The sequence below is a fragment of the Streptomyces beigongshangae genome (assembly GCF_019710745.1).
GTDB classification, from domain to species: domain Bacteria; phylum Actinomycetota; class Actinomycetes; order Streptomycetales; family Streptomycetaceae; genus Streptomyces; species Streptomyces beigongshangae.
On record NZ_JAHKJW010000027.1, the window covers coordinates 1 to 21,648 of the forward strand.

At 70.3% G+C, this 21,648-nt stretch carries 21 protein-coding genes and 3 pseudogenes; 13 read left to right on the forward strand and 11 right to left on the reverse strand.

The annotated features are described in order from the left end of the window. From KM933_RS21480 to KM933_RS21500, 5 genes and pseudogenes are all read right to left on the reverse strand, one after another. On the reverse strand, positions 1–260 hold a 260-nt coding region (locus KM933_RS21480), incomplete at its 3' end, for a hypothetical protein (RefSeq protein ID WP_221354609.1). A gap of 364 nt (positions 261–624) precedes the next feature. After that, the gene (locus KM933_RS21485) at positions 625–1,032 is read right to left on the reverse strand and encodes a hypothetical protein (RefSeq protein WP_221354611.1); all 408 of its coding nucleotides are present in this window, start codon (positions 1,030–1,032) and stop codon (positions 625–627) included. Positions 1,033–1,780: 748 nt separating this feature from the next. Next, positions 1,781–2,047, reverse strand: a pseudogene (locus KM933_RS21490) (transposase family protein); the annotation flags it as partial. A 122-nt stretch (positions 2,048–2,169) separates the two neighbouring features. Then, positions 2,170–2,745 carry a GNAT family N-acetyltransferase gene (locus KM933_RS21495; protein ID WP_221354613.1) on the reverse strand — a complete coding sequence of 192 codons (576 nt, stop codon included), beginning with the start codon at positions 2,743–2,745 and terminating at the stop codon, positions 2,170–2,172. Then, a complete protein-coding gene (locus KM933_RS21500) occupies positions 2,742–3,998 on the reverse strand; it encodes an NsdA family TPR-like regulatory protein (protein ID WP_308013494.1) in 1,257 nt (418 codons plus the stop codon). Before KM933_RS21500 ends, KM933_RS21495 begins: the two co-directional genes overlap by 4 nt. A gap of 279 nt (positions 3,999–4,277) precedes the next feature. Here KM933_RS21500 and KM933_RS39530 point away from each other — a divergent pair, with 279 nt between their 5' ends. Further along, the gene (locus KM933_RS39530; protein ID WP_260333934.1) at positions 4,278–5,114 is read left to right on the forward strand and encodes a DUF6415 family natural product biosynthesis protein; all 837 of its coding nucleotides are present in this window, start codon (positions 4,278–4,280) and stop codon (positions 5,112–5,114) included. Positions 5,115–5,190: 76 nt separating this feature from the next. On the opposite strand, the gene KM933_RS21510 is transcribed toward KM933_RS39530, so the two are convergent. The 4 genes from KM933_RS21510 to KM933_RS21525 all read right to left on the reverse strand — a co-directional run bounded on the left by KM933_RS21510 (position 5,191) and on the right by KM933_RS21525 (position 8,217). Then, positions 5,191–5,430 (reverse strand): hypothetical protein, encoded by a 240-nt coding sequence (locus tag KM933_RS21510; protein ID WP_221354802.1) that lies wholly within the window; start codon positions 5,428–5,430, stop codon positions 5,191–5,193. A 75-nt stretch (positions 5,431–5,505) separates the two neighbouring features. After that, positions 5,506–5,910 (reverse strand): hypothetical protein, encoded by a 405-nt coding sequence (locus tag KM933_RS21515; RefSeq protein ID WP_221354617.1) that lies wholly within the window; start codon positions 5,908–5,910, stop codon positions 5,506–5,508. A gap of 30 nt (positions 5,911–5,940) precedes the next feature. Continuing rightward, on the reverse strand, positions 5,941–6,870 hold the full coding sequence (locus KM933_RS21520) for a helix-turn-helix domain-containing protein (RefSeq protein WP_221354619.1): 930 nt from the start codon (positions 6,868–6,870) through the stop codon (positions 5,941–5,943). 1,140 nt (positions 6,871–8,010) lie between these two features. Next, complete coding sequence (locus KM933_RS21525; RefSeq protein ID WP_221354621.1) at positions 8,011–8,217, reverse strand: hypothetical protein; 207 nt, start codon at positions 8,215–8,217, stop codon at positions 8,011–8,013. 510 nt (positions 8,218–8,727) lie between these two features. Here KM933_RS21525 and KM933_RS21530 point away from each other — a divergent pair. After that, positions 8,728–9,084 (forward strand): annotated as a pseudogene (locus KM933_RS21530) (PHP domain-containing protein); the annotation flags it as partial. Here KM933_RS21530 and KM933_RS40645 read toward each other — a convergent pair. After that, positions 9,041–9,142: pseudogene (locus tag KM933_RS40645) on the reverse strand (IS5/IS1182 family transposase); the annotation flags it as partial. The pseudogenes KM933_RS21530 and KM933_RS40645 sit on opposite strands and share 44 nt — an antisense overlap. 190 nt (positions 9,143–9,332) lie before the next feature. Then, the gene (locus KM933_RS21535; protein WP_221354623.1) at positions 9,333–10,715 is read right to left on the reverse strand and encodes an NsdA family TPR-like regulatory protein; all 1,383 of its coding nucleotides are present in this window, start codon (positions 10,713–10,715) and stop codon (positions 9,333–9,335) included. A 769-nt stretch (positions 10,716–11,484) separates the two neighbouring features. On the opposite strand from KM933_RS21535, the gene KM933_RS21540 reads away from it, so the two are divergent. From KM933_RS21540 to KM933_RS21590, 11 genes are all read left to right on the forward strand, one after another. Next, complete coding sequence (locus tag KM933_RS21540; protein WP_260333936.1) at positions 11,485–12,060, forward strand: 2-keto-4-pentenoate hydratase; 576 nt, start codon at positions 11,485–11,487, stop codon at positions 12,058–12,060. Next, positions 12,050–12,979, forward strand: coding sequence for an acetaldehyde dehydrogenase (locus tag KM933_RS21545; protein WP_260333937.1), 930 nt, complete (start codon positions 12,050–12,052; stop codon positions 12,977–12,979). Before KM933_RS21540 ends, KM933_RS21545 begins: the two co-directional genes overlap by 11 nt. Beyond that, positions 12,976–13,992, forward strand: a complete 1,017-nt coding sequence (dmpG, locus tag KM933_RS21550; RefSeq protein ID WP_221354626.1) for a 4-hydroxy-2-oxovalerate aldolase — start codon at positions 12,976–12,978, stop codon at positions 13,990–13,992. Before KM933_RS21545 ends, dmpG begins: the two co-directional genes overlap by 4 nt. A gap of 8 nt (positions 13,993–14,000) precedes the next feature. Further along, entirely contained in the window at positions 14,001–15,017 is a 1,017-nt protein-coding gene (locus tag KM933_RS21555) for a beta-ketoacyl-ACP synthase 3 (protein WP_308013495.1), read from the forward strand. 5 nt (positions 15,018–15,022) lie between these two features. After that, entirely contained in the window at positions 15,023–15,241 is a 219-nt protein-coding gene (locus tag KM933_RS21560; protein WP_260333938.1) for an acyl carrier protein, read from the forward strand. A 5-nt stretch (positions 15,242–15,246) separates the two neighbouring features. Further along, positions 15,247–16,122 carry an HpcH/HpaI aldolase/citrate lyase family protein gene (locus tag KM933_RS21565; RefSeq protein ID WP_221354631.1) on the forward strand — a complete coding sequence of 292 codons (876 nt, stop codon included), beginning with the start codon at positions 15,247–15,249 and terminating at the stop codon, positions 16,120–16,122. Next, entirely contained in the window at positions 16,119–16,658 is a 540-nt protein-coding gene (locus tag KM933_RS21570; RefSeq protein ID WP_221354634.1) for a MaoC family dehydratase, read from the forward strand. Before KM933_RS21565 ends, KM933_RS21570 begins: the two co-directional genes overlap by 4 nt. Positions 16,659–16,672: 14 nt before the next feature. Then, positions 16,673–17,857 carry a GNAT family N-acetyltransferase gene (locus tag KM933_RS21575; RefSeq protein WP_221354636.1) on the forward strand — a complete coding sequence of 395 codons (1,185 nt, stop codon included), beginning with the start codon at positions 16,673–16,675 and terminating at the stop codon, positions 17,855–17,857. Between the two features lie 104 nt (positions 17,858–17,961). After that, the gene (locus KM933_RS21580) at positions 17,962–19,389 is read left to right on the forward strand and encodes an NsdA family TPR-like regulatory protein (RefSeq protein WP_221354638.1); all 1,428 of its coding nucleotides are present in this window, start codon (positions 17,962–17,964) and stop codon (positions 19,387–19,389) included. A 178-nt stretch (positions 19,390–19,567) separates the two neighbouring features. Continuing rightward, positions 19,568–20,470: an aminoglycoside phosphotransferase family protein gene (locus KM933_RS21585; protein ID WP_221354640.1), complete on the forward strand. Its 903-nt coding sequence runs from the start codon at positions 19,568–19,570 to the stop codon at positions 20,468–20,470. Between the two features lie 72 nt (positions 20,471–20,542). After that, entirely contained in the window at positions 20,543–21,646 is a 1,104-nt protein-coding gene (locus tag KM933_RS21590) for an Ldh family oxidoreductase (protein ID WP_308013496.1), read from the forward strand. The last annotated feature ends 2 nt before the right edge of the window (positions 21,647–21,648 follow it).

Here is a 21,648-nt window from a genome sequence, read left to right on the forward strand (position 1 = left end):
TCGTCCAGGCCGTCCTCGTCCTTCATCACGCCTCGGCATGAGGTTGGAAAAGGCTCATTGTCGCGCTTGCCGCCCAAGAAGCCGCCGATAAGGAAGCCAAGTGGCTCAAGTTCTCGGAGGAGGTTGAAGAGGACGAACAGCGAGCGGCGCGTGACGCCCTCCTTGAGCTGGCACGCACCCTCGACATGTACACCGATGGTACTGATGCCGATCCGGCCGCAAACGCAGGGCTTCCGAAGCTGATCGCTGCCCTGCAACATGCGGAGTCGCAGCTTGCGGAAGCTCGACGGTCTCTCGAAGGCCGTCTGCCTGCGATGCCGGTGGAAAGTGACCCCGACGAACCGGTGTGAGGACAGCCGCTGGCGCTTGCTACTCAGGGGTATGCCGCACCTGAGCTGGCCCCAAATATCGGGACGGCGTGTGCGTCGCCCCCCAGGTTCCATTACGCGGCAGAACGCTCGGTCATCACCAGGAGACCTTGCCCTTATCGCTGTCGTTATCGGCGGCGTTGTCGCACGTTCGAGGGGCGGCCTCCGTGAGACCGTCCCTGACCATGCCCCGGCCCGCTACACTCCAGCCGCCCAGCCAAACCCACAGGTCAGACAGCGAAATCCTGCTGGAGTACTAGCCGATCCTGCAGTAACTTGCCGCCCCAGTCGGGTTCTTGACCAGGCACACTGCGACCTGCACGTTGCGAACGTTGTGGTAGGTGTGCGAGATCCTCTGCCATTCACCCTTCGGGCACGCCGTAGGCTTCTGCCGAACCCAGTCACCGTCCTCGATCACGAACGTCTGCACGCACCAGCCGTCCGCCTCGCGGTCCGTCAGAACCCCCGTCACGGTGCCCTTGTAGGCCCCGTAGCTGTTGTTGTACCAGTTGACCGTCATCTTGGCGTAGCCGCCAGGAGCGGCGTCTTTGGTGTAGAGCTCTACTGTCCGCGAAGCTGCCGATGCGGTCGGCGCAGCGACCACGCCCCCCACGAGCATTGCCGCCGTCGCACCGATCACGGTGAGCGAATGTGTCAACCTCATGCTTCCATACCTCTTTTCCTGGGTTCGTTCCGAGCATTCGTAAGACGGGGAAGCCCAGGGGGCCTGGGTGTGGCTGTCATGCTTTTGCTGCTTCCCCCTTGCTGCTTCCTGTTGGGCTGGTTGAACCGATCTCAGAGGTGCGCAGCCCCGAGCTGCCTCCGCGTTATGGCGGACACTATCTGTACGGGCGCGGCGGCAGCGTCAACCCGTGGTTGGAGGCCGAGTAAACTATTGCGGTATCTCATTTGGGGCTGGCGCGCTCCGCCGCTTTGCGCCGCAGCGCCTAGGCCTGGGCGGTCTCCGCTGCTACGAGCGCATCCACTTCCGCTTCGCCGTCGGCGCGGTCTCGACCTGTGAGGCCGACACCTCCACGAGCCCCAATGCGAGAACCAGCGCAGCCGCGCTGGTGGCTGCGCCACGACGCAGCCGCAAGGCTATGGACATGAGACAGAAGCTGCGGGCGAAGAACCAACTGGACTGGGAGCGGGCGGTGATCGACTCCTCGCACGTGCGGGCTGCCCGCAGGGGCCCAAAAGCGGGGCTTCCCTTGCCGCAGCGGCTTGAACCTCTGCCGCTTTAGTCATTCGACGCGTGACGAGGTAGCTGACCACAGAAACCACTGAAGGTTTTCCATCTTGATCAGTTGGTGAGTTCGAGGGCGACGACGGTGACCCGGGTGGTGCTGCAGCGGAGTTTTTGCAGGAGCCGCCAGCACTTGAGGATTGCCATGGCGCGTTCGCCCAGACTGCTGCTCCAGCGTGGGCGCCAGGCTGGCCAAGAGGTTGACGGCCTCGCGTATGTGGCGGTAGGCCGTGGCGATCCCGATGTGGAACCCTGCGGCGAGGCGGGCGTAGGTGTCACCGCAGCGCAGGTGGGCCAGGGCGAGCAGGGCTTGCCGGCTGCAGGTGAGGCGACGCCATCGGGAACCGATGCGGCGTCGGTGCCCTGCGAGAAAGCCGGAGAGGCGCTGCAGGGTGCGGCTGGACAGATCGACAGCGGACGGGTAGACAAGCACGCGAAGCTCCTGGCGGACTGGTGATCTTGGTCGTGAACCCGTCTACTAGGAGCTTTCTTCATGCCCACCGCCGTGGCACCAGCCCAACCGCCCGTCAGGTTGGAAAGGGTTCATCTTCTCCTTCAGGAGCCGTCGACCCGCAGCAGCAGAAGGTCATACACCAGGCCGCCGGGCTCGTTGCGGTACGGGCCCGCGTACCGGTAGCCAAGCCGCTCGTACAGCGCCCGTCCGCCGGTGTTGTCCGGCCGGACCAGCAGCGAGGACCACTGCGGATCGATCGCGGTCAGGAGCGCGGTGTGCAGCCGGGTGCCGATGCCCTGGCCCTGCCAGGCCGGCGTCACGGCGAGTTCGCACAGTCCCATCAATCGCCCGGTGCGCGCGCGTTCGGGGATCTGCGGCAGCAGCTCGGAGCCGAACCAGTATTCCGGCGTGCACGGGAAGGCGTAGCCGAAGCCCACCATCGACCCGTGCGCGTACGCCGCGACCAGGGTGAAGCCCTCCGCATGGTTGCGGAGATGGTGCGTGATTTGGCGGCGCAGTGCCGGTACGGACAGGCCGTCGCTCGCCGCGCCCGGGGTGTCCACGATCTCCGGGTGGGCGTCGGCCCACAGGTCGGCGATCGTGTCGACCAGCGGCAGCACCTGCCCGGGCCCGTAGGTGCGGATCACGACGTCGGCGCGGGTACCGGGGGTGCTCACGCCTGTCCTCCTCTTATGGCGGCGATCGTGCGGTACTCCTTGAGCCAGCCGGCGACCGCGGGAACACGGCTGTGCCGCTGGAGCGCGCCCGCGACGTCGTGCAGCGACTGCAGCAGCCGGTCGGAGCGCACCTCGGGGAGGTAGGCCAGGACCCGGCCCGCGGCGTCGGCAGCGGCCTCCGGCTCGGGCCGGTCCCCTACTGCATGCTGGATGGCGATGTCCGCCGTGTACAGGGCGGAATTGCGCGCGAAGGCGCCGCCGTGCAGCAGCACCGCCTGCTCCGCTCCGGCGGCGGCTCGCTCGTGCTGCCCCAGATCGGCCCGGGCCAGCGCTTCCAGCCCGGCCAGCTCGCCGGGCGCATAGAAGTCCAGCCAGGGCGGATCGGCGTCTGCGGGTCCCTTGGCGTAGAGACGGTGCGCCTTGATGATCGCCTGGTCGGTCGCGGCGGCATCGCCGATCAGGGCCCATCCCCGGGCCTCGCGCATGTGGAACAGGCTCACCAGGCGGGGACTGCCGAGATCCCGGGCAACGGTCTGCGCTCCCTGCGCGGCCGCGATGGCCTCGCGCGGTCGCCCCTGGGCCCGGGCCAGCAGGCTCAGACAGCCGAAGGCGTGCGCCTCCAGCTGCGGGTCGCCGGAGATCCGGGCGGCCGCGAGCGCCTCGCCGTACAGCGAGTGCGCATCGCCCGGGCGCCCGGAGTCGAAGGACAGCCAGCCCGCGGCGATCGACAGGGAGCCGACCGCGACGCGGAGCTTGACCTCGGTGCTCGCGCGCAACGTGCCGTTCTGCAGCCACTGGTAGGCCCGGTGCAGGGCCCGGGACGCCTCCTGCCGCAGCGCGACCGAGCCGTGCTCGTGGTCTTCGGCATACAGCGTGGCCACTGCCCGGTTCACGGCGCGCACGTGGACCGCGCCGATCCGCCCGGGCGAACCGGCCCCGTCAGCCGGGAGCCCCAGCACGGCCCCCGCCCCGTCCCGTAGGAATTCGCGCCGGTCCACCGGATCACGCTCCTCCCGTGGTGGTCTGGGCGCCGCGGCCGCCGCGGCGGTCCGGAAGCCGAGTTCGTGCATGCTGCGGCCGGTCATCCGGGTCAGGATGCGCCGGTAGACCGACCGGGGACAGCTGACCTCCCCGTCCTCCCAGGCCGCCACCAGGCGCGACCCGCACCCGATGTGCTCGTTCATCTCCTCGCCCGCCTGGCGCACTGCCGCAGCGAACTCCATCCGGCTCATCTGGAATTCGTCCTCTCGCACGCGGCGGAGCACCGTATTGGGAATGGCGCTGCGGCGGTCGGCCATGCCGGGCTCCGGAAGTCGGCGGTGGAAAGGTGCGGCGACCGTACCCGCCCCCTCTTCGTCCTGTCCCCGGTACCGGGGACGGTTCACCCTCTCCGGCCGGACTTTCATCGTTCTTGCATCGCTGCGGCGTCGCGCCTGCCGCCGTCCGGCTGCTTGCGTAGAGCGTGACGTGACGATCGCTCAGGAAGCGGGGAGGCGGCCATGGGAGCTGCGAGCAGCGGGACGCCATCGTCCTTGACGCCGGCACCGCCGAGCCGGGCGGGCGAGCCCGGCAGCACCGACATCATCGACGCCCAGGTCATCGAGCGGACGTGCAGGACCGTGCTGTGGGCCGTGAGGTCGGTGCCGCTCAGCGACCGCGACCTCATCGGTATCCTGCTGCGCGGGCACCTGCAGCTGCTGATCCCTGAACTCGCCGCGGCCGCCCCCCGCCTTTCGGGCGCCTGGCGAGACGCGGCCGACCACGTCCTCGCCGCCAGCCGCCGCACGCTCGACGCCAGCGCCGGCACCTCCGACGCCGACCTGGAGCGGCTCGCCACCTACGCCCGTGCCCTGCTTACCCTCCGGCAGCAGGCGGGCCCGCTCAGATGCCTGACCGACCCGCACCACCGAAGGCCGTACATGACCAACAACCCGACCGGACACCCCGGCTACACACTGGAGCTGGAACGCGTCCCGCAGGCCGCACAGCAAGCACGGTCCCTGGTCCGTGCCGCACTGGCCTGCTGGAACCTCGAAGAGCACACCGACACCGGGATGCTGCTCGTCTCCGAACTGGTCGCGAACGCAGTCCGGCACGCCGACGGCCCGCGCATCCGCGTCCATGTCGACCGCCCGGCCCCCGTCCTGCTGCTCTTCGCCGTGGCGGACTACACCCCCGCCCGGATTCCGCAGCTGTGCACGCCGCGTTCCGACGACGTCTGCGGCCGGGGCCTGTTTCTGCTCGATCAGATCGCCGACCGGTGGGGACACGAGACCACGGGCAGCTCCACCGCACGGTCGCAGACCAAACGGGTCTGGGCCGAGCTGCGGGTGGCCGCTCCGTTCCCAGCGATCGGCGGATCGGGCTGAGCGCGCCGGTATGGTGCCGGGTGATCCGGCGAGGGCGCCGCTCTGCGCGCGCTGAAGGCCGGCGCCTGAGCTTCGCTCAGTCCGAGGACCGGCGTTCGTCGTCCAGGTGGCCCATGGCGTAGCCGTGCTCATCCGGATGACGGGCCAGACGTGCCATCGCCCACGCGGTCCAGGTGTCCATCCCCCAAGCCGGACTGCCCGGCAGGCCGTCGTCGTACTGGTCGGCCAGGCGGTCGACCTCCTCCAGCAGGCCGTCGATGGGAACCGTCCGGTAGGCGCCGGTGCGGGCGCGGTAGCCGGCGAAGTTCTCCAGCACCTCGATCAGCGTCCAAACAGAACGCTACGACCGTGCGCGAGCCGCTCACCCGGACCGCCACCGCCGCCGCCCCGCTCAGGCGCTGCTCCGACCCAGCCGTCGTCGGTGGCGAATGCGGCGGGCGGCGGCCAGGAGCGCGGTGACCTGGGCGGGGTCGGTGCCGGTGATGGTGGCGATGCGGTCGAGGCTCAGGCAGAGGTCGTCGTGGAGGAGCGCGGCGTCCTCGGCAGGGGTCGGGAGGCGGCCGGCGCGGTAAGCGACGGCCCGGGTGTGCTCTTTCCATGCCCAGGCGGAGGGGTGCTGAGTCATGATCCATGTCCAGTTGCCGGCGATGAGGTCGAAGAGCTGGGTGACGCTGAGCTGGGCTTCCTCCGGCGGCAGGCGGGCGGCGGCGTAGGCGTGGTAGGCCGGGCGGTGCAGGTCGTAGAAGGCGTAGAAGGCGTGGGTGAGGAGGGATGAGGCGGGCGGTGCGGGCTTCATGGTCCTTCCCCCTGACGGTAGGCAGGCGGATCAGATGGTGGTGGGGCCGTTTTCGGCGGCCCGCTGGGCGCGGCGCCACAGCGGTCGGGTGATGTTGGGCAGGCTCTGCAGGGCGATGGTGAGTTGTTCGATCACCGGCCAGTCGGGGACGCCGGGACCGTGCAGCGCGCGGTGGAGGTCGTCGGCGCTGAGGGCGTGCTGGGCGGCGGCGAGGGCGACGCCGGGTTTCGGTGAGCCGAACGCGTAGTGCAGGCCCCGCAGATAGGTGCGCAGGTACTGGACGGGGTGGTCGGCGTTGGAGGGCTGGACGCCGGCGGCCACTTCCCACAGCGGTTTCATCAGCTCGGGGTCGAACTCGCAGGCCTCGCAGATAATCCTGACGTGTCTCCAGGAGAGGTCGCGCTGGCCGGAGAGCATGCGGGAGATATAGGACTCGTGGACACCCATCTGCTCAGCGAGTTCGCGCTGGCGGCGGCCGGAGCCGTTGCGCATCAGGGTCAAGGCGCTCGCCAGGCGCTGGCGCGGCTGGCGCAGGGTCGGAGTGCCGGTGGTGGCCGTGGTGTGGTGGGCGGGCGTGGCCGGCTTGGGACGGTGGCGAGTGGCCAGGGCGCGGTCGACCAGGAGCGGGTCGTACTTTTTGCGCAGCCGGTCTTCGGTGCGTTTCACGATCGGTGCGAGGTCCGCGAGGGGTTCGCCCTGGGTGCGCTGGCGGACGACGACGGCTCCGATCGCCTCCTCCACCAGGTTCTGGAGGCTGACGAGGTGCTGGAGGAGGTCGTCGTTGGGCGGGGCCGCGCTGTACGCGCTGAGCAGCAGGGCCTCGGAGACGACGTTGCAGTCCTCGGCGATGTCGCGCAGGGCTTCGGTGCAGCGGCTGGCGCGGGCGGGATCGGCCGAGGGGACGGAGCGGGCGGGCCGCAGCGTGCCTTCCGCCGTTCGGGTGCGGGAATGAGGGGACACGGGTCCTCTTTCGGAGTGCTGGGCGGGTATCTGTACCGGCCGTCCTGTCACGAAGGGGGCCGGGCAGGGCTGGAGGCGGTGGAGCGCGAGCGTCGGCTCGCGCCCGCCCGCGGTCATCTCAGCGGCGGTAAATCCACTGGTGAACCAGCATGGACCCGTGAGCAGTGGTCAGAAAAAGGACGATGAGGGACAGTGCCTGCGGGGAATGCGCGGGCGGAGCCGCGGCCAGGGGAATGCCGATCGCGGCGATGGGCAGACTCCCGCGAAGCGTGACAGCCCTGACATGCCACACCGGGGTTTGGGCCGGGCACGGGAACGGGATGATACGTTCGCGACTCGTTTTCCGTGCAATTGCAATTGCGGCTGCCGGAAGACGCATTCGGCGTCGGCGCAGTGACATCGGGGTCTCCTGTGTTTTCGCGCTGGCGTTGGAAGCGACAGGACCCCGGCGCACGGGCTACCAACCATCGGTGCCGGGGTCTTTGCCATCCGGCAGAAGTGCCGGGAACAGGAAGCTACTACCTTGTGCAGTTCCCCGGTGTCAGAAAGTAGCGTCGTGGGTATGGGCGCCTGCCGCTGCCGGGACGATCACCCCGAGAAGAACCTGAGCGCAAACAGTGACGGACGATCAGAAGCTGTCATCGAAAAAGGGCATGCCGGATGAATCCGCGAATCAGAGTGCACCCGCGCGGACGCGCATATCTCTCCGTACACCTCTTGTGCGCCCCCGACCGGCCCTCGGAGATCCACAAGCGTGTCAACAAAATCAGCGGTTCCAGCCGAAAGCGTCACCCAGATCGTCCGTACGCCGGACGGCCCAACAGGCAGAACCATCCCGGCCGGCGGACGCAGCGCCATGGGACGCCCCACCGCCTGATAGCTGAGCGCAGATCGTGACGACAGCAGAGACCGTCCTGCGGAACGTCCCATGAGCGCGGCATGCGGGCGGACGACCCGCGAGAGGGTCGCCCTTGCCGAAGGCGCGAGTCGCCGTGCGATCGGTTCAGGGAACATCGATGACGGCTCCGGGTATCGGTGGGCAGCCCTCTGGATCGTTCGGTAAGAGCCGTCCGATCATGCTGAGCTCATCCAAGGATCGGGTTGATGAGTCGACCGACGCGCTGTACTTCATTGCCTTTGTCAGGGGGTGCGGGTGCTGGTGAAGCGGACGGCGGGACCCCAGTTCTGCCGGGCGGATGCCAGACACCACTGGCACAGGGGCAGTCCCCCGCTGCCGTACTTGTGCGTGGTGCGCTGGCAGCCGGAACAAGGGCCGGCGTAGCTGCTGGAGCAGGAGTGGGTGGAGGGGTCCGGTTCGCTGATCGGAGGCGGCGCGGCACTGGACATCAGGACATCCCGTTCTGGGTGAATAGCGGGTAGATCGCCGCAGACGCAGTACGGGAGGCCGGAGAGGGCGGGCCGGTCAGTGCGCCGCGGCGGTGAGAGCCGGGTCGGCGTGTAACTCGATGACGACCACTTCCCTTCCTGGGGACGGGCCCGCAGCGGTTGTTGCCGTCTCGCCGTCGCTGCGGAGGCTACATCCACCAGGGGATCGAATTCCAGTTCGATTCGATGGTCTCCGGGAGTGGATCCGGCCCCAGGCGCAAGGGGCAATCTGGCGGGCCGTCACCCCCTGACGGTGCCCGGCTTTCCTCCACGGGGGCATGGGCGGGCATGCGCAGATGAGCGGCGTTGCGCTGGGTGGCGTGCCCCGGAGCAACGCCTCATCCATCGAACCCTCACCCCCTTGTTCGCACACTTGTGCGATTCGTGGGTATGGTGGACACCTGAAGAGGCCACAGGTCAGGAAGGGCCCGGGGGGACAAAAAGGGGGGTGTACGGCGTGGATTTACTCATCTGCGCGCCGCCTCTGGCTACTCCGCCCGCTACGGCGCAGCCCTCCCCCGCACCTTGGTGCAGCGGGCTGCCGAGCGTGGGATGACGACGCTCGCGCTGACCGATCGGGACACCGTCGCGGGCACGGTCCGCTTCGCCACCGCGGCGGCGGCCGCCGGGATCCGGCCCCTCTTCGGGGTCGACATCGCCGTCGCCCCGCTTCCTGGGCCCGCTGCGGCGCCCGATCGTCCCAGGACGCCGGTGCGCGGGGGCGCCCATGTGGTGGAGCCACCGCTGCGCATCACCCTGCTCGCCCAGACGACGGCCGGGTGGGCGCGTTTGTGCCGTCTGGTGTCCGCCGCGCACGCGCAGGCGGCTCGATTAATGCCCAACGGGCATCGGAGACATCACTGCGATAAGGGCGTCGAGAACTCACGAGTCACGCAACGACTCACCGTTGCCGCAGTCACTTCGAACGCACCAAATCACCTGTAAACCAGATCAGTTGCCCTCTAAGCAGAGGGCTGTATGCGGGGCCCATGCCGGCTCCGTCACCGCGGCACGGGCCCCGCACGAAACCCTATTGTCGTCGAGTTCAGCGCCGCCAGGTGGAACGAGAAAGCTGTTCAGGCGACCGACAGGCGGGACCGGGCATCGTGCACGAAATCCGCGACGCGCTGCTCCTTGCGCCAGGGGGCCAGTGCCCGGAGACCGTCGCGCAGGTAACCGTGGGCCCGCGGGGACCGCAGGTCCTGGAGCACGTCCAGGGATGCCTGGGCGTGGGTGAGGCCCTGATCAAGGTCGCCGTGCTGGAGATGGGCGGTGGCCAGGACGGCCTTGCGGATGCCGACGGCGCGGGTGAACCGGTCGGCGGACATGGGTGCGGCCTCTTCGCTCCAGCGGAGCGCCTCGTCAGGGTTGCGCAGGTCGCGGTGGATCTCCACGGCGTCGGTGGCCAGCCGCTCGTACCCGAAGTAGGCCAGCTGTTCGGGATCGTGGGTGCCGGGTCGGATTGCCTCCAGGTGCCTTTCGGCAGCCGACAGGGCCGCGCCGGCCTCAGCGCGGTGTCCGGCCCGGGCGTGAGCGCGGGCCTGGGCGAGCTTGGCGAATCCCAGCACGCGGGGTGCGGCGTGATTTTTGCCCCGCTCATGGGCGGCCTCGGCCATGTCGGCGGCCTGCTCGGGATGGCCGCGCAGGTAGGTGGCCAGGGACATGGTAGTCAGGACGTAGCAGCCGGTCTCGATGTCGCCGGCGGCGCGGGCCAGGCGCAGAGCCTGCACCAGGTGGCGCTGGGCTGCGGCGTGCTGGCCGGCATCGAAGCACGCCCAGCCCACCGTCCGCGACAGCTCAGCGGTCGCGGCGAACAGCTCACGGCCCACCGGGGCACTGTAGGTGCCGGTGAGCATGGGGGCCGCGCGAAGCCGAAGACACTCCGTCACGGAGGAGGTCTTCCAGTTCCCGCCCCCGTAGCGGGAATCCCACCGCCGGGCTTCCTCGGCGGCCTGCCACAGTTCGGCGATGTCGGCGCGGCCCACCCGGCGGCCGCCGCCGTGGTGGGCGTAGGGGGGGTCGGCCGGGACCGCCGTCCAGCGGGTGACCGGGCTGGTGAAGGCGCCGACGGTGAAGGCTCCCTGAGCGGTGAGGAAAAAGCGACGGTCCACGGTTCTCCAATGGGTAGCCGCGGTGCGGACGGCTGTGGCGGTGTCTCTTGGGAAATCTAATCCCACGTCAACCCTGCCGTCGGTGCCGCGCCCCATGCCGATCTCATGGAGTTCGACCGGTCGGCCGAGGTGTTCTGCCAGCGCAGCGGCTATAAGCGGCGGCACGGGTTCGCGGGGGATCATGCCCCGCACGACCCAGTTGTTCACACTGGTGTGTTCGTACCTCAAGTTGACGCCGCCCCCGGCTCCGAGCTCATTCACCCGTGCGGCCAGCCGCCGGTGGCTGATGCCTGCCGCCTCCACCAACCGCTCCAGCAGCTCGTTGCGCCCGCGCGCTCGTCTCGCCATCGGACCTCCACTTTTTTCGCGGCCGACCTTGAGTACGTCGAAGACCGCCAGGGCGAGCCTAGGGTGCCAGGTTCATGACCGGCAGGGGCCGCGACAGGTCCGCGATTTGTTCGCCCCCCTTGTTCGCCTCCCCGGGCCGGGCGCGCACCGGTTTCCTGAAGGGCACCGTCAGGCCCGCACGGGGCTGGCCGTTCGTTGGAGGGACCTGCCTGTGCATCCAGATGCACGCGCCCTGCGCGGAGGGCTGCTGGCGATCTGTGCCGGACTGCGATGTCAAGCGGGCGGCGCGATGTTCTCCGCAGTCAGCGCTTCGTGTGTACCGGACAGCGCCGGGACCGCGCCCAGCCCTCCTCGGATCCGCTGGCGTGGGCCCCCTCGCGGTCCGTGGGCCCCCTTGCGGGCCCTGCCTCTCCGGGGGACTGGGCGGTGGGATGTCGCCAGCGCGCATCGGCGTGGTGCTGCCGCAACAGGAGGGAGTGATGGAGGCATGGAAGTACGGAGCGGGGCTTGTCTGTTCAGAGCTTTACTCGCCGCGGAGCCGGCGTTCGTCGAAAGTGTTCTCGGGGCGGGCGGTACCGCCTCCTGGGAGTATGAGGAAGCTCTGCGCCTGCGCAGAGCGGAGACAACGCGGCAGCCGGAACCTCTGCTGAGCCGACGCCGTAGGGTGACGCTGGGCGAGGCATACCGGGTGCAGTGGCACGGCGCGGCGCTGCGCGTCAGCAGGGGTGCTCGTGTGGTGGGGCACAAGGTAGGCCTCACGTCGAGGGCGATGCAGCTCCAGTTCGGCATCGACCAGCCCGACTCCGGACTTCTGCTGGACAGCATGGTCGTCGGACCCGACGCGAGGCTGTGCGCCGCGGAGCTGCTCTCGCCTCGCGTCGAGGCAGAGATCGCCTTCCGGCTCGCGGAGGACCTTGCTGGCGAGGTCACCGAGGAAGAAGTCGGCCAGGCGGTGGCAGAGACCTTCCTCGCCCTGGAAGTCATCGACAGCCGGTACGGCCTCGAAGGGCTGACGCTGATGGACAGCGTGGCGGACAACGCGGCCTGTGCCCGGATATCTCTCGGCGCGCCGGTGCCGGGACTGCTGACTGCCTTGGGCGAGGAGCACCTGACCCTCAGCGTGAACGGTACTTCCGCTGCGTCCGGCTTCGGCAAGGCCATCTTGGGAGATCCGATCCGGTCTCTGCTGTGGCTGACGCGTCGGCTCTCGTCCTTCGGTGCCGGGTTGCGGGCCGGCGATGTCGTGCTGGCCGGAGCGGTGCACGCCAGCCTCCCCCTGCACGCCGGGCAGACACTCTCGGTCTCCTCCCACCATCTGCCCGAGGCGGTGCTCCATGTCACCTGACGCACGCTCGCTTCTCTTTCGCGAGGCTCCTGACGAGGGGAGAGGCGCGGCGCCCCGGCTGAAGGCGGCCGTCATCGGTGCCGGAATGCTCGGACTCGACCTGGCCGAGCGTCTGAACGCATCACCCTTGCTGACCTGCACGCTCGTCGCAGGACGGGAAAGCAGCATCAGTGCGCTGCGCCGAGCTGCGCAGCTGGGATGCGATGTTTCCGCCGAGGGCGTCAAGGCGGTGACGAGGGCGGATGTCGATGTCGTCTTCGACGCGACCACCGCGGAGGCGCATCCGGCCCACTGGGCGGCGCTCGCCACCTCTGGTGTCGTCCTTGTCGATCTCACCCCGAGCAGCGGCGGCAGCATGGTCGCACCCACAGTCAACGGCTCCCGGGCCGAAACGAACCGTCACCTGAGCCTGGTCAGCTGCGCAGGACAGGCCGTCCTGCCCGTCTTGGACGAGGTGGCCAAGCACAGCACGGTCGATGACGTCGAGGTAGTCACCACCGTGGCCTCCGCCAGCGTCGGTCCGGCCACCCGGGACAACCTCGATGAGTACATCGCCACCACCGAGTACGCCGTGCAGCGCCTGACTGGTGCCACCCGCGCGAAGGTGATGTCCACCATCAGCCCGGCCCTGCCGGCGCCCGCCTTCCGTGCGCAGATCACCGTGGCCGCCTGCGAGATCAAGGCTGGGCCGCTGGTCAAGGGAATCGAAGCCGCGGCCTGCGAGGTCCGCGGGTTCGCCCCCGGGTACGAAATCAGCTCTCTGTCCGTGGACCACGGTCTCATCCGGGCCACGGTGACCGTTACCGCCCGCGGGCACCGGCTGCCGCCCTTCGCCGGGAACATCGAGATCATCAATGCCGCCGCGGTGGTCCTGGCCGAGCGCCATGCCGTCGCCCGAGGAAGGCGCACCCAGTCATGAGTTCTGACACCACCGAGCGGGTGACCGTCCACGACCCGACGCTAAGGGACGGCCAGCATGCGGTGCGCCACCAACTCGACGCCGCGCAGCTGCGTGCGTACGCCGAGGCCGCCAACGCGGCCGGGATACCGGTGGTCGAGGTCGGTCACGGCAACGGACTCGGTGCGTCGTCGCGCCAGATCGGGCAGGCGCGGCTGGACGACGCCACGATGCTCGTCACCGTCCGCGAGGCGCTGTTGGACGCCCGGATGGGTGTGTTCATGGTTCCCGGGTGGGGCACGGGCAAGGACATCCGCCGCGCCGCTGATCTCGGCGCCGACGTCGTACGGATCGCGGCGCACTGCACCGAGGGCAACGTGACCCGCCGGCACCTTGGCCTCGTGCGTGAGCTGGGCCTGGAGGCGCAGGCCGTACTCTTGATGAGCCACATGACCGACGCCGGCCGGCTCGCCGAGGAATGTGCGCGCGCGGTCGGCTACGGGGCGCAGGCGGTCGGGATCATGGACTCCGCAGGGCACTATCTGCCCGGCGATGTCGCCGAACGGATCGGTGCCATCTCCGAGGCGGTGGACGTGCCTGTGATCTTCCACGGGCACAACAACCTGTCGATGGCGGTCGCCAACTCCGTGGCCGCAGTCGAGGCCGGGGCCCGCGTCATCGACGCGTGCGCGCGGGGTTTCGGGGCGGGCGCGGGCAACACCCAGCTCGAGGTCCTCGTCGCGGTGCTGCACAAAATGGGACACCCCACCGGCATCGACCTTCGGGGCGTGCTGCACGCGGCAGATGTGGCACAGGAGCAGCTGATGGACCAGCAGCCGGCCATCGACTCGGTGAGCCTGGTCTCCGGCCTGGCCGGGGTCTTCTCCGGATTCAAGCCGCGCGTACTGGCGGCCGCCGGGGCCGCGGGCGTTGATCCCCTGGAGGTCTTCGCCGAACTGGGACGGCGCCAGGTCGTAGCCGGGCAGGAGGACCTGATCGACGAGGTCACGCGCGTTGTGAAGGCAGCGTTATGACCGCGCCCGTGCTGGATTCGTCTCCGGCCCCTGCGGCCGTGGTGCTGTGCGGTCTGGGCACGGCAGAGGCCGACACGATCGTCTCCAATTCCGAGGTCGGCGGGCGCCTGGGGGTCCCCGCGGACTGGATCACCTCCCGCACGGGGATCACCCAGCGGATCTGCGCGAGTGCGGGCACCTCGACGGCGGATCTCGCGGTCCGGGCCGCAGCGGCAGCGCTGGAGTCCGCCGGGAAGCGGGACGCTGACGTCGTGATTGTGGCGACGGCAACACCCGATCACCGGATGCCCGCCACGGCCCCGGCGGTCGCCGCGCGCCTGGGCCTGACCGGCATCGCGGCCTTCGACATCGCCGCCGCGTGCACCGGGCTGTTGTACGCCCTCCAGGTGGCGCACGGGTTCATCGCCTGCGCAGCGGCGCAGCGGGCGCTGGTCATCGCGGTCGACCGGCTGTCGCACCTGACCGATCCCGAGGACCCGGTGACTGCTCCGCTGTTCGGTGACGGCGCTGCGGCGCTGGTCGTGCGCCGCGGGCACGCGGACGAACCGGGGGCGCTGGGAGGGGTGCTGCTGGGGGCTGACGGCCGGTACGCGGACACGTTGGTGGTACCGCACGGGAAGTTCATGCGTATGCAGGGCCAGAAGGTCTTCCAGCACGCTGTCACCCGCATGTCCCAGGCCGCCGAGCAGGCGGCGGCCGCAGCGGGGTGGAGCGTGCGGGACGTCGACCGGTTCGTTCCACACCAGGCCAATGCCCGGATCACAGCCGCTGTCGGGCGTCGGCTGGGATTCGATGGCTCCCGCGTACTGGAGAACATCAGCCTGCTGGGCAACACCAGCGCCGCGTCGATCCCCTTCGCCCTCGCCCACGCGGCACGCGGCGGGGCACTGCACCCCGGCCACCGGGTCCTGCTGGCCGCGTTCGGTGCGGGCCTGACCTGGGGCGCCACCACGCTCACCTGGCCGGACGTGCCCTGCGTGACCGACCGGCCGGACCCTTCACACCGACTGGAGGCAGCCCGGTGAACCCGATGCTGAAAGACATCCTGAGCGGCCATCTGCAGGTGGGTGAGCAGTCCTTGCACCCGGAGGTGAGCCTGGAGGACGCCGGTCTCGACTCGCTGGCGATCGCCGAGCTGGACCTGCTGCTGGCCGAGCACGGCGTCACCATCGGCGAGGACCGGCTCGCATCTGTCACGACCGTGGGCGCCCTCGCCCAGCTGGTCGACGAGCACCTCGTCGGCAGGTGACGGTCATGACCACGCCCCCTACCGCGCCCGGCGGAACCTGGCTGATCACGCCGCCCTCAGACGGCCGGCTGGAAGCGGCGCTGCGTGCGGAGCCCGATGTCGCCCTGCTGGACCTGGAGGACTCCGTCCCGCCGTCCGGCAAGGACACCGCCCGTATAGCGGCCGTGGCCCATCTCGGCGCCGCCCCGGTGCACGGCGCGACAGTGCTTGGGCTGCGCGTGAATGCACCGGGTACCGTGCACGGGCTGAAAGACCTGGTGGCGGTTGCCGACGCTGGACTGCGCGAGGTCGTCCTGCTCGTGCCGAAGGTGGAATCCGCCCGCGAGCTGGAACTGGTGGCCCAGGTCCTGAAGGAGACGGCGACGGGCGTGCGTATCTGCGCGCTGATCGAGACACCCCGTGCGCTGCTGCGCCTGGGCGACATCTTCGCCTCGCCGGTGCTGGACGGTGTCGTCTTCGGGGCGGCCGACTACGCCGCCGCCACCGGGTGCCGCCGCACCAGCAGTTCCCTGTGGTGGGCACGCTCGTCCATCGCTGCGGCCGCCGCCGCCCACGGCATCCCGTCGATCGACTCGCCGTACTTCGACCTCGCGAACCCTCAGGGACTGCAGCGCGACGCGCAGGAGGCCCGCGATCTGGGGTTCACCGGTAAGGGCGCCGTGCACCCCGACCAAATCCTCACCATCCGCGCGGCGTTCTGCCCCACCGGCGAAGAGGTGACACAGGCCCAGGCGGTCGTGAGCGCCGCTGACCGGGCCGGCGGCCGGCTGGTCCGGTCCGGCGGCCAGATGGTGGGACCCCCGCTCGTCGCGGCAGCCCGCGCCGTCCTCGACCGGGCCGGGGACCATACCGAACCCGCCATCCACGGAGGCATCCAGTGACAGAGACGAACATCGTGCAGGGCTACCGGGCCGTCGGCGAGGGCCGGCTGCGTGAGGTAGTCGGCCGCGGCCTGGAGGAGTTCGGCGCCCTGGTCGGCCAGACCCTCGAGCACCGGCCGGCCCGGACCGTCACCGACACCGACCACGCCATGACCCTGGCGCTGACCGGCAATGTGGCCCCCGTCCACTGTGACGCGCAGTTTTGCGAACGGACGGACAGAAAGCGGCCCCTGGTGTGCGGAGTCGTCACGCTGGGCCTGGTCATCGGCGCGAGCGTCCGCTCCACCAGCGGCCTGACCTCCGCCAACCTCGCCCTGGACGACGTGCACTTCGAGCAGCCCGTGCACGTCGGAGACACCCTACGCGCCGAGACCAAGATCCTTTCGGCCCGCGCCTCGGCCAGCCGTCCCGATCAGGGCGTCGTCACGGTCCGCACCACCGCCTTCAACCAGTTCGACCAGCGCGTCATCACTCTCAGCCGTGCCTTCCTCGTCCCCGCCGACGCGACAGCGGTACGTACCGCCACCGCCTACTGAAGAAGGAAGTACCGATGCCGGTCAGCACCCCGATGGCCGTTGTCGAAGCCGACGACGCACTGTGGCAGGAGTACCAGGACCTGACCGTGCGCAGCTACGGACACCGGGTGCAGGACGTCGCCCGCCTTCGCGCGCACGGCGACGCTCGGGTGGCCGTGCTGGGCGGCCGCGTCATTGGCGGCGGCCTGGGCCTCGCGGTCCCTCAGTTCTTCGGCGGCCGCCCGGTCCCGGGAGCCTGCCTGGCGGGCGGCTGCATCGCGCCCGAAGCCCGGGGCAGCCGGCTGTGGTCGACGCTGCTCGAAGAGCGGCTGCGGCCCCTGAAGGAGCAGGGCGCAGTCCTGGCGACCGCGTGGACCGCCTCCACCGGGTACGGGCGCCGTATGGGCTGGGCCGCGCCGAGCCAGGTCTGTTCCTGGACGGTGCCCACCGAGGAGCTGCGCGGCATCACCGACGGCTGCGGCTTCGAAATCGTCCACGGCGCCGACGATCAGGACCGGGAGGGGCAGCAGAAACTCGCTGGGGAATGGAACGGGCCGTGGCAGCGGCCCTCCTGGTGGCCGCACTGGCAGCAGGCCGAACACCCCGGCATGACGCGCTACCGCTTCGCCCTGCCAGACCGGGCCCCAGAGGGGCTGCTCGCGATCGCCTTCGACCGGGACCGTGCCGATGGCCGCCGCCTGGTCGTCCACGACTTCTGGGCGGCGACCGGCGAGGCGGCCACGGCCATGCTCGGCTTCCTCGGACGCCACCACAGCCGCATTGCGACCGTCATGTTCCAGCGCACCGCCCTGCCGCCCGTCCCGCTGCTGCAGAACCATCTGCGCCGTGCAGGGGCGGCCTGCGCCACCTCCTGGCACCCCTGGATGCTGCGCATCCTCGACCCCGCCGAGGCTGTTCGCCGCCGCGGCTGGTCCCAGGACCTCGACCTCACCCTCCCGCTAGCCCTGCGCGCCGATGACGACAGCCCGTCTGCGGCTTTGCTCCTGCGCATCACGTGCGGCGCCGCGGACTTGACGCCGCACTGCGGCGAGCGGCACGGGATCGCTCTCACTTCCCGCCAGTTCGCCCACTGGTATGCGGGCGGCTACCGCACGACGACCGCGGCCCTTCTCGACGGCGTCCACGGCGAGCCGCGAACGGTGGCCCAGCTCGTTCGCGCCACCGCTGACCGCGAACCGTGGATGTCCGAGTACTTCTGACCCCCTCACCGCCCACAGCAGACCGCTGCCGCACCACAGGGGGCCGAAGCCGGCCCCGGAGCACGTGCAGCGCCCCCTACTTCCCCCAGACCACGGGAGGCTTGATGACCGGCCGTCGGCCCAGAACGCCGAACGCAGCGCTCGCTGTGCTCCTCAACGGGCACGGCATGAGTCACAAAGGGCTCGCCTTCCGCGTCAACCAGCTGGCCGAGCATGCCGGGAATGCCACGGCGTACAAGCACAGCAGTGTCGCCCGCTGGCTCGCCGGAGCAACGCCCAAGGACCCCGTGCCCCAGTACATCGCCACCGCGTTGAGCGAACGGATCGGCAGAACGGTCACGGTGGAGGAGATCGGCATGGATGCAGTCCCCGAAGAGGCACCGCGCGGCTGGAATTTTCCTCGCGGCCGTGAGGAGGCCATCAAGGGTGCGCGCTCCCACTGGAGTGGCGCCGACGGGCCGTGCGGCGCGTTCGCCGCGTCCGGCTACGTGCTGCCGGTCATTCGGTGGCTCGCCGTCCCCGCCGACTCCATAAACGCGACGCTCCCGCCACACCCCTCGGACTGCGCCTCCACCGGGCAGGAGAGCAGCAGCGCCGCACGGCTGATCGGCACGCAGGACCTGAAGGAGCTGACGGACGCGGCCGAGCAGGCCCGCGTGTGGGACGCCCAGTTCGGCGGCGCGAACTGGCGGTTGAGCTCGATCCGGCGCTGCCTGAACGAACGGGCCCTGCCTCTGCTCGATGCCCGGCAGGGGGAGGCGACCGCGCGTGAGCTGTTCTCCATCACCGCGGAGTTGTCCCGCGTCGCGGCCTGGGCGGCGTTCGACGCCGGGCGCAGTGCGTCCGCCCAGCAGCACTTCGTGCAGGCACTGCGCCTGGCGCGCGCCGGCGGCGACGTCGAAATGGGCACCTACGTTCTGACCACCATGGCCCTGCACACCCTCTTGGAGGGCGCACCGGACCAGGCCCTCGACATGGCCCAAGGGGCCTTCCACCGCGGCCGCCGTCACGCTTCCCGCCGGGTCCTGGCCTTCGCCAAGCTGGCCGAGGCGCGTGCGCTGGCCCGTATGGGAGACGCGACCGGGGCGAGCACCGCGCTGAGCCGGGCGGAATCCTGGCTCGACAAGATCACCCCCGGGGCCCAGGACTCCCCGCGGCTCTCCTACGTCACCCACGGCCGCCTCGCGGCGGACGCCACCGAGATCTTCCGCGATCTGCGCAAGCCCAAGGCCGCCCTCGGCTGGAGCCAGCAGGCGGGCAAACTGTCCGACGTCCACCAGACACGGGCTGTGGGCCTTCGCATGGCTGTCGTTGCCACAGCCGCCTGCCAGGCACGAGACCTCGACCAGGCACTCGACCACGCCGACCAGGCCCTGGTGCTCTTACAGCGGGTGGAGTCGACCCGTGCCCGTACCTACCTCGAAGACGTTGCCACCGCTCTCGCGCCGTGGGCGGCCGAGCCTCGGACGAACGCCTTCGTGCAACGCCTTCACGAGGGCGAGTTGACCACCGGGGCGGGAGCCGCGAGATGAACGCACCGACACGCAGCACGCAGCGGTGCGGTCAGCGCGCGGCCACGGTCCGAGGCCCGCCGCATGTGCTGGACGCCCACGCGCCAGCCGGCCGCTGAATAGATTCGACATCTGCCCCAGGGACTGCACGCCTTGCGCGCACCACGCCCTCCTCGTACCTCGTGAAAGAGCCAGCCCCATGACGAACGCCGTCTCTCTGCCCCCGGACCTGCACCAGTGGATCACCCGTCACGTCACCGGCATGGACACCGCCGCCGTGACGGACGCCTCCTGGCCGCGCGGGGACTCCCGCGTCTGGCGCGTTCGCGCGGACCACGGCACCGTCTTCGTCAAGCTCTACCCCTCCGCCGAGACGTACGAGCGCGAGGTGAAGGGCTGCGAGCACGCGAAGCGGGCGCTCGCTGCGGACGAGGCGCCGCACCTGCTGGCCAGGGCCCCGGAACGGCCGGCGGTCGTCCTCTCCGCGCTCCCCGGGCGCGTCGTACGGGGACTGCCGCTGGAGCAGGCCGAGGAACAGCAGGTGCACCGGCTCGCCGGTGACCTGCTGCGCCGCTGGCACGACGCCCCGGAGCCGGTCAGCGACCTTGAGCACCAGCGCATCATGGCGTCGGTGACCGCGCAGGCCGATGAGGCCGCCATGATCCTGGACCGCCTCGGCGACCAGTTCTCCCCCGCCGAGCAGGATCTCGTCCGTGACGCGGCCCGTGACCTGCCCGGCCTCGCCCAAGGGCTCCCGCTGGTCTACCGGCACGGCGACTACTCACCCCGCAACTGGCTCTGGGACCCGGAACCCACGCCGGGGCATCACGGCCTGATCGACTTCGAGGAGTCCGCGCCGGGCCTCGCCATCGAGGACCTCGTGTGGTTGTGCGGCGCCGCGTGGCCCACCCGCCCCGACCTGCGCGACGCCTTCCTCACCGGATACGGCCGGTCTCTGTCGTCGACCGAGCAGCGCGCGCTCGTCCTGCTCACCGCCCGCCTGGGGGTCTCCTACCTCAACACCGGCCTGACCAAGACCGACACCGTCCTCATCGACCGAGGCCGCACCGTCCTGCAGCACATGGTCCGCGCCCCCCGCTGACCCACCCGCCCCGGGCGCCGCACCTTTGCCCGGGGCCCAGCGCCTTCCCGCCCACCACGTCCGGAGACGCGCGTGATACCTGCCCACGAGACCGGCCCCCGCCAACCCTTACCTTCCTACGCGAGACCCGCCGACGGGGACAGCGCATCCGCGGCCCGGCCCGGCCCGGCAGGAACCGCCCGCCTGGACGTCGACATCGACGACATCCGCGCGCTTATGACGACCACCTGCACCCAGGCCGGCGTGCCCAGCGGCGGGACCGCCCGCGTCGTCGAGCACTACCTTGACGGTGAACTGCGGGGGAAACCGTCCCACGGCGTGGCCAAGTTCGCCTTCGAGTCGCAGTTCTTCTCCCAGCGCATCGGCCCGCCCCGCATCACGCACGAGCGCGGCGCCATGGCGATCGTGGACGGCCGACGCGAAGTCGGGCCGCTCAGCGCCGACTTCGCCGCCCGGATCGCCGCCCGCAAGGCGCGCCGGCTCGGCGTGGGCATCGTCGGCATGGTCAACACCCAGCGGTACGGCATCCTCGCGTCGTTCAGTGAGCACATCGCCGAGTGGGGCATGGTCGGCCTGGTGGCGAACACCTCGCGCCCGGAAGCCACGGTGCACGGCGCCCGGACCCCCATCCTCGGCGTCAACCCGGTCAGCTTCGCCTTCCCGACCAGCGATGGCACCATCAGCGCGGACATGTCGACCACGCTGGCCCCCATGGGCGTGCTCTGGGAGGCACGGCGCTCCGGCTCACCACTGCCCACGGACTGTTTCGTCGACGAGCACGGCGTGTTCACCGACGACCCCGACGCCGCCCGTGCGGCGATGGTCTTCGGCGAACACCGCGGCTTCGCCCTCTCCCTGCTCATCCAGGTACTCACCGGCTCCCTCTTCGGCTTCCCCATGGGCGAGGGCGTGGACTCCACCTGGACCACCGGCTACACGTTCATCGCCCTCGACCCGTCCTACGCCGGCCAGGGTGACAGTCACCTGACGGCCAACACCCGCCTCGTCGCCACGATCCGGCAGTCCGCGACACGCGAAGGCGGAAACGTGCGCCTGCCCGGCCAGGAGAGCAAGGACCGTGCGGCGCGCGCCCGGAGTGCAGGCCGCATCCAACTCGACGAAGGCCTCTACCGGCGGCTGCAGGCCCGCGCAGCCGGCAACTTCACCTCGGACTGACC